The organism is Hydrogenophaga sp. FW305-3-2-15-A-LB1 (assembly GCF_058787875.1).
Genome location: NZ_JBYTAE010000035.1, coordinates 46,683 through 53,352 on the forward strand (window position 1 = coordinate 46,683; position 6,670 = coordinate 53,352).

General features: G+C 68.6%; 4 protein-coding genes and 1 riboswitch. All 4 genes read right to left on the reverse strand.

All coding sequences use genetic code 11. From position 1 onward, the window contains the following. Positions 1-6: 6 nt before the first annotated feature. The 4 genes from AC3WPZ_RS12740 to phnA all read right to left on the reverse strand — a co-directional run bounded on the left by AC3WPZ_RS12740 (position 7) and on the right by phnA (position 6,572). Entirely contained in the window at positions 7-2,181 is a 2,175-nt protein-coding gene (locus AC3WPZ_RS12740) for a TonB-dependent siderophore receptor (protein WP_444687157.1), read from the reverse strand. A 137-nt stretch (positions 2,182-2,318) separates the two neighbouring features. Next, a riboswitch (cobalamin riboswitch) is annotated at positions 2,319-2,587 on the reverse strand. A gap of 30 nt (positions 2,588-2,617) precedes the next feature. Continuing rightward, positions 2,618-4,312, reverse strand: a complete 1,695-nt coding sequence (locus tag AC3WPZ_RS12745) for a Na/Pi cotransporter family protein (protein ID WP_492439898.1) — start codon at positions 4,310-4,312, stop codon at positions 2,618-2,620. A gap of 20 nt (positions 4,313-4,332) precedes the next feature. Next, on the reverse strand, positions 4,333-5,298 hold the full coding sequence (locus AC3WPZ_RS12750) for a Bug family tripartite tricarboxylate transporter substrate binding protein (RefSeq protein WP_492439900.1): 966 nt from the start codon (positions 5,296-5,298) through the stop codon (positions 4,333-4,335). Positions 5,299-5,348: 50 nt separating this feature from the next. Further along, positions 5,349-6,572, reverse strand: coding sequence for a phosphonoacetate hydrolase (phnA, locus tag AC3WPZ_RS12755; RefSeq protein WP_492439902.1), 1,224 nt, complete (start codon positions 6,570-6,572; stop codon positions 5,349-5,351). Positions 6,573-6,670: the final 98 nt, after the last annotated feature.

Here is a 6,670-nt window from a genome sequence, read left to right on the forward strand (position 1 = left end):
GGCCGCTCAGAACGACTTCGAGGCGGTCAGGGCCACGCGGCGGCCCGTGCCGTAGTAGCAGTTCGTGGCGTTGTCGCAGTTCGCCACGTAGCGGCGGTCGGCCAGGTTCTTCACCACCAGCGAGGTCTCCCAACCCTTGAGCGAGGGCGAGAGGTTCACCAGGCTCCACTGCACGCCCAGGTCGAACAGCGTGGCGGACGGCACCTCGAAGGTGTTGAGCGCGTCGCCCGCCGACTCGCCCACGTGGCGCAGGCCGACCGAGAACCTCAGGCCCTGGAGCGCGCCCGCGCCGACGCGGTACGACAGCCAGGCCGAGGCCTGTTGTTCGGGCACGCCCACCGGGTGCTTGCCCACCCCGTTGACGGTGTTGGTCGCGGTGACGACCGCGTCGGTCGCCGAGTACGAGAGCATGGCGTCCAGGCCGCGCGCGAGCCCGGCCTTGAGCTCGATCTCGCCCCCGCGCGAGCGCACCCCGCCCGTCTGCGTGGCGAAGCCCGGGTTGGCCAGGTCGTTGGTGAGCACGTTGCGCTGCTTGAGTTCGTAGACCGAGGCCGTGGCCACGAGGGCGCGGCCCGGCGGCACCCACTTGACCCCGGCCTCGATCTGCTTGCCGGTGTGCGGCTCGAACGGGCGGCCTGCCGCGCTGGTGCCGGTGACGGGCGAGAACGACTCCGCGTAGTTCACGAACGGCGACCAGCCACCGCCCAGGTCGTAGCTGGCGCCCAGCTGGCCGGTGGTGGCCAGGTCGCGCTTGGGGGTGTACGAAGGATCGCTGAAGCGCCCGGTGACGGTGTTGAGCACGGCGGTCTTCTGGTCCAGCGTGGCCTTGTCGCGGCGCAGCCCGACCAGCACCGACAGCCGCCCCCAGTCGATCTGGTCCTGCACGTAGAGCGCGGTCTGGCGCAGGCGCTGCTCGCGCTTGGACGTGATGGGGTTGGCCGGCAGGGCCTGGCCGTACACCGGGTTGTAGAGGTCCAGCGCGAAGGCCGGGGCCGCGCGGGTGCCGGTGCCCTGGTAGTTGGGCACGCGCGCCGCGTCCAGGCCCAGCATCACGCGGTGCTTCGTGCCGGCGGCATCGAACCGCGCCACCACGCGCGTATCGACCTGCTTGGTCACGATGGTGTAGTCGGCCGCGAACAGCCGCCGCGTCCAGCCGGTGGCGCCCGCCGCCACACCCGTGGCCTGCATCTCGTCCACATGGATGTCCACCTTCTTGTAGGCGGCGTTCTGCTCGATGGACCAGACCTCGTTGAAGCGGTGCGAGAACGCATAGCCCACGCGCCAGGCGTCCTTGTCCGAGTCGTGGCGCGCCGGTTCACCGAGGAACAGGCCGCGCGAGATGAAGCGCCCGTTGGCGCCCGGCACGATGGTGCCCACGCGCGGCAGCGGCTGGTGCACGGTGAGGCTCGGGTCTTCCTGGCGGTTGGCCATCAGCGTGAGCCGCGTGGCGGCGTCGGGCTTCCAGGTGAGAGCGCCCGCGAAGTAGCGGCGGTCGGACTGGGTGTGGTCGATCTCGCCATCGCCCTTGCGCACCAGGCCCGTGAGGCGGTACTGCCAGGTGGCGTCGGCGTTCAGCGCGCCGCCCAGGTCGAACTGGCCCTGGCGCAGCCCGTGGCTGCCCACGCGCAGGCCCACCTCGCGCACGGTCTCGGCCGTGGGGCGCTTGGTGCGCAGGTCGATCAGGCCGCCGGGGCTGCCCTGGCCGTAGAGCGCCGACGCGGGGCCGCGCAGCAGCTCGACGCGTTCGAGCCCGTAAGGCTCCTCGGCCCAGTTGCTGTCGTGCAGCTTGAGGCCATCGAGGTACTGGTAGACCAGGAAGCCGCGCACCATGGGGTACTCGCGCGTGAGCGCGCCGCTCGAATAACCACCGCCGTACAGACCCGGCGCGTGCTCCAGCGCTTCCATGACGGACTGCGCGTCGCGCGCCTTCATCTCGGTGTCGGTGACGGCGCTCACCGAGCGCGGCAGGCGCTCGATGGGGGTGGCGCTCTTGGTGGCCGTGACCGCCTCGCTGGCGCGCAGGCCTTCGGTGCGCACCTCGACCGGTGCCAGCGTCCCCGCGTCCTGCGCCGCCAGGGCGGCCGAGGACAGCGCGCCCATCAGGGCCACGGTGCAAACGGATGAACGGTGGCCGCGAAAGGCCCGGCCCTGGCGCTGACGCGCGGGCAATGAATGACGCATGAGAACTCTCCTCCAACGGCCCGCGTCCCCGCAGGCCCAACGACAGAAAAACGCGTGGGGAGGGGACGTGATGGTGGGGCGGCGCCGGCGCTGGCGGACGCAGCTCGGCTTGGCCCGGACCACGCACTCCCGCAGCGTCCGAAGGCGATGCGAAGGCCGGTATCCGGGCTCGCGGAGCGTCGTCGTGCAGGCGTTGTGGGCATGCTCGCGACAGGAACTTCTCGCCTTCCCACGCCTGGAGGCGCAGTGGCTGCCGATGCCGTGGCATCGCGTGAGCGTTCCCGAATCCGCTGACCGTTGCGGGGGCAGCACAGGCTTGTTGCGCCGTGAAAGACGCCGTCACCTGTTTCCCGTTTAACCCCATCGCCATGGCTGGCGGCGGGGCACCTTCGAACCGTGCGGTTCGACCCGATGGAAGGGTCGAACCGGCCGGCGATTATAGAACCCGCAGGGGTATCGCCTCGGTTCGGAGGCCGTGTTCCGCCAGACCCTGGCTGGCTCGCAGGCGGTTCGGCGCGAGCGCGCCCGCGCAATCCAGGATGGGGTAGGCGATCGAGCAGATGTGCGAATTGATGCGCTTGAGATCGCTGATCAGGTCGATGTGCAGCGAGCTGGTCTCGATGCTTTGCACGGTGTTGTCGGTCAGGCGCACGAGGTGGCTGGTGGCGTAGGCGCGCTCCAGGTCCCGGAAGCGCGCCTTTTCTTCCAGCAGCTTTTGCGCGTCGCGCACGTTGCCGTTGAGGAACACGCTCATGCCCAGGCGCAGGTTGTCGATGAGCCGGGCGTGCAGCTCGCAGATCTCGGCCATGCCGGCGTCCGAGAAATTGCGCCCCATCTTGATTTTCTTGTCCTCGATGTCCAGCAGCACGCGCTCGACGGTGTCGCCGATCTGCTCCATGTTGATGGTGAAGCTGATGATGTCGGCCCAGCGCCGGCTTTCTTCTTCGGCCAGCGCCTCGCGGGAGATCTTGGTCAGGTAGTACTTGATGGCCGAGTACAGCTCGTCGACCGAGTCATCGAGCTTGCGCAACTCCTCGGCCAGGCGCAGGTCGTTGTTCTTGATCACGGCCAGCATGCCGACCATCATGGTCTCGACCACGTCGGCCTGGTGCATGGCCTCGCGCGCCGCGCAGGAGATCGCCAGCGAGGGCGTGGCCAGCGCCGACGGGTCCAGGTGGTGCGGCCGCCCGGCCACCCGGTTCTTGTCGGGCTTGGGCAGCAGGCGCTCGACCCAGCGCGCCACGATCTGGGTGACGCCGATGAACAGGAGGGCGACGGCGATGTTGAAGCTCAGGTGGAACAGCACCACCAGCGTCGCCGGGTCCGCCACATAGGGCTGCATGCCGTGCAGCCATTCCGGCGCCAGCGGCGCCGCCAGCAGCACGCCCAGTGCCTTGAACATCAGGTTGCCCAGCGGCACCTGGCGCACCTCGATGGCTGAACGCGCCGTGGTCACCACGGCCAGCAGACCGCTGCCCAGGTTGGCGCCCAGCACCATGCCCAGGGCCATGTCCGTGGGCACGACACCGGACGCCGCGAGGGTGGCGGTCAGCAGCACGATGGCCAGGCTGGAATAGGCCATGAGGGCCAGCGCGGCGCCCACCGTGATCTCCAGCAGCAGATCGCTGTTGACGGAGACCAGCAGCGCCTTCACCACGGGCGACTGGGTCAGCACCTCGGTGGACTGCGACACCAGGCGCAGCGCCAGCAGCATCAGCCCCAGGCCGATCAGCACCCGGCCCACGCGGCCGACGGCCGTTTGCTGGCGGGAGATGAACATCACCACCCCACCGAGAATGAGCAGCGGCGACAGCCAGGACAGGTCGAAAGAGAACACCACCGTCATCAGGCTGGTGCCGATGTCGGCACCCAGCATCACCGCGAGGGCCACCGGCAGGCTCAGCAGCCCCTGCCCGACGAAGGACGACACGATGAGCGCGGTCGCCGTGCTCGACTGCACCAGGGCCGTGACGCCCAGGCCCGAGAGGGCCGCGGTGAAGCGGTTGCCGATGCTGCGCGCCAGGACCTGCCTCAGGTTGGCACCGAACACGCGCAGGATGCCGGTGCGCACAAGCTGGGTGGAGCAGACGAGCAGGGCGATCGCTGCCAGAAGATTCAACAGGTGTTTCATGTCGGCAGCCGATCGCAAGCTCAGTCGACCTTCGCCCCCGATGCCCGCACCACCTTGCCCCAGGCCTGGAGCTCGTCGTCCATGAAGCGCTTGAATTCGGCGCCGCCGCCCGTGCCGGGTTCGGCGCCATCGCTGGCCAGGGCCGCGTTGACGGTGGGGCCGCCGATCGCGTTCTGCGCCGCCTGGGTCAGGCGCTCGAGCACCGGCTTCGGTGTGCCGGCGGGCGCGAGCAGGCCGGCCCATGAGGTCACCGAGAAGTCCTTCACGCCCGCCTCCTGCATCGTCGGCAGCTCGGGGGCGGCGGTGGAGCGCCGGTCGGAGGTCACGGCCAGGCCCTTGAGCTTGCCGCCGCGCGCGTGGCCGATGGCGCTGGGCATGGTCTCGAAGCCGAACTGCGCCTCGTTCGACATCAGCGCGACCATGGCAGGGCCGCCGCCCTTGTAGGGGATGTGCTGCACGTCGGTGCCGGTGGCGCTCTTGAAGATCTCCCCTGCGAGGTGGGCCGGCGAGCCGTTGCCCGACGAGGCGTAGAACGTGCCCGGGTTGGCCTTCGCATGGGCGATGAGTTCGGGCACGGAGTTCACGCGCAGCTGGGGCGGCACGACGAGCAGCAAGGGGTACTTGGCCACCAGCGCGATGGGCTCGAACGATTTGATCGGATCGAACTTGAGCTTGTAGAGATGGGGGTTGATCGCCTGGCTGCTGAGCGTCGCCATGAAGACGGTGTAGCCGTCCGGCGGCGCCGTGGCCACCATCTCGGCCGCGAGGTTGCCGGCCGCGCCGGGCCGGTTGTCCACGATCACCGACTGGCCCAGCAGTTCGGTCATGCGCTGGGCCAGCACACGGGCGAGCTTGTCGGTGGACCCTCCGGCGGCGAACCCCACCACGATGCGGACCGGTTTGTTCGGGAAGGCCTGGGCGGTGGCGGATCCCGCCGCGCAGAGTCCAAGGCAAACCAGGATTCCTTTTTGCTGCCAGCTGATCATGGGGGATGTCTCCTTTGTTGAAGTTTTCGAACGCACCGATGGCCAGTGGCCTAGGCTGTGTGGTTCAGCGCCAGGTCAATGACGTCAAAATTCCGCAGCCGCCGTTGCGGCACGCCCGTGAGCACGCGGTTGAAGAGAAGGGGAACGCGTTGCTCGGACAGCCCGCCGTGGGAGCGCAGCGGCACCGTGAGCCCCGACAGGTCGTGCTGGCTGCTCGAGGTGCCCAGCACCGACAGCCGGTGGCTCAGCACCACCAGATCCCCGATGCGGTCGGGCGGCAGCTCGAAGCGGGCGGCGGCGCTCGCCCGGTCCAGCACGTCTTCCACCTCGGGGATCCGCCGCAGCTGTTGCTGGATCGCGGGGATGTCCGCCGGGTTCGACACATAGACCGTGGCATACGAACCCAGGGCGCCGTGATGCACCACGTACGGGTCGGTGATCGGCAGCAGCACGCGGGCCTTGCCCAGGCCGGCGGTGCGGTCCAGCAGGTCCTGCAGGAACACGATGTTGGGCTTGCCCAGCGCATCGCTCTTCGCGTTCATGCCATGGTCCGCGGTGATGCCGATCACCGCCCCGAGCCGGTCCAGCTCCTGCAGGTAGCGGTCCATCATGGCGTAGAAGCTGTTCGCGCCTTCGGTGCCCGGCGCGAACTTGTGCTGCACGTAGTCGGTGGTCGACAGGTACATGAGGTCCGGCCGCTCGGTGCGCAGCAGCATCACCCCCGCCGCGAACACGAACTCCGAGAGGTCCGCGCTGTACACCGACGGCAGGGGCAGGCCGACCTTGGCCAGCACGTCCTCGATGCCGTTGTCCACGAGGGTGGCCTGGTCGGCCTTCTCCGCGGAGAAGCAGATGCCCTGGAGCCCGTGGCCGAGCAGGCTGCGAAGCTTGTCCTTGGCCGTGACGACCGCCACCTTCCCCCCGGCCTTCGCGAGCTGCGCCAGGATGGTCGGCGCGCGAAGGTAGCGCGCATCGTTCATCAGCACCTCGGCGTTCTGCTCGGGATCGAAGAAGTAGTTGCCGCAGATGCCGTGCACGCTGGGCGGCGCGCCGGTGACGATCGACAGGTTGTTCGGGTTCGTGAAGGAGGGCATCACGCAGTCGCCCGACAGCACGGTGCCCCCTTGTGACAGCCGGGCGAAGAAGGGCGCATGCCCCGCCTGCACGGCCTGGTTGATGTACTCCTGCTCACAACCGTCGATGCAGACGATGACGGTCGGTGTGCCAGGGGTGTTGTAGGTGCGCTGGTTGACGGTGAGGGTGGCTGTGTTCATGGGTCGAAGCTTATTTGGATAGATAAACTGACACCATCGATAAATAATCGTCTTACCGTGAGTAAAAATCACGGGTCAAATGGTTTCCGTCCCCACCC

Coding starts and splice junctions, on each gene's coding strand:
- phnA (WP_492439902.1), bottom strand. CDS start 6,572: ATGAACACAGCCACCCTCACCGTCAACCAGCGCACCTACAACACCCCT.
- AC3WPZ_RS12745 (WP_492439898.1), bottom strand. CDS start 4,312: ATGAAACACCTGTTGAATCTTCTGGCAGCGATCGCCCTGCTCGTCTGC.
- AC3WPZ_RS12750 (WP_492439900.1), bottom strand. CDS start 5,298: ATGATCAGCTGGCAGCAAAAAGGAATCCTGGTTTGCCTTGGACTCTGC.
- AC3WPZ_RS12740 (WP_444687157.1), bottom strand. CDS start 2,181: ATGCGTCATTCATTGCCCGCGCGTCAGCGCCAGGGCCGGGCCTTTCGC.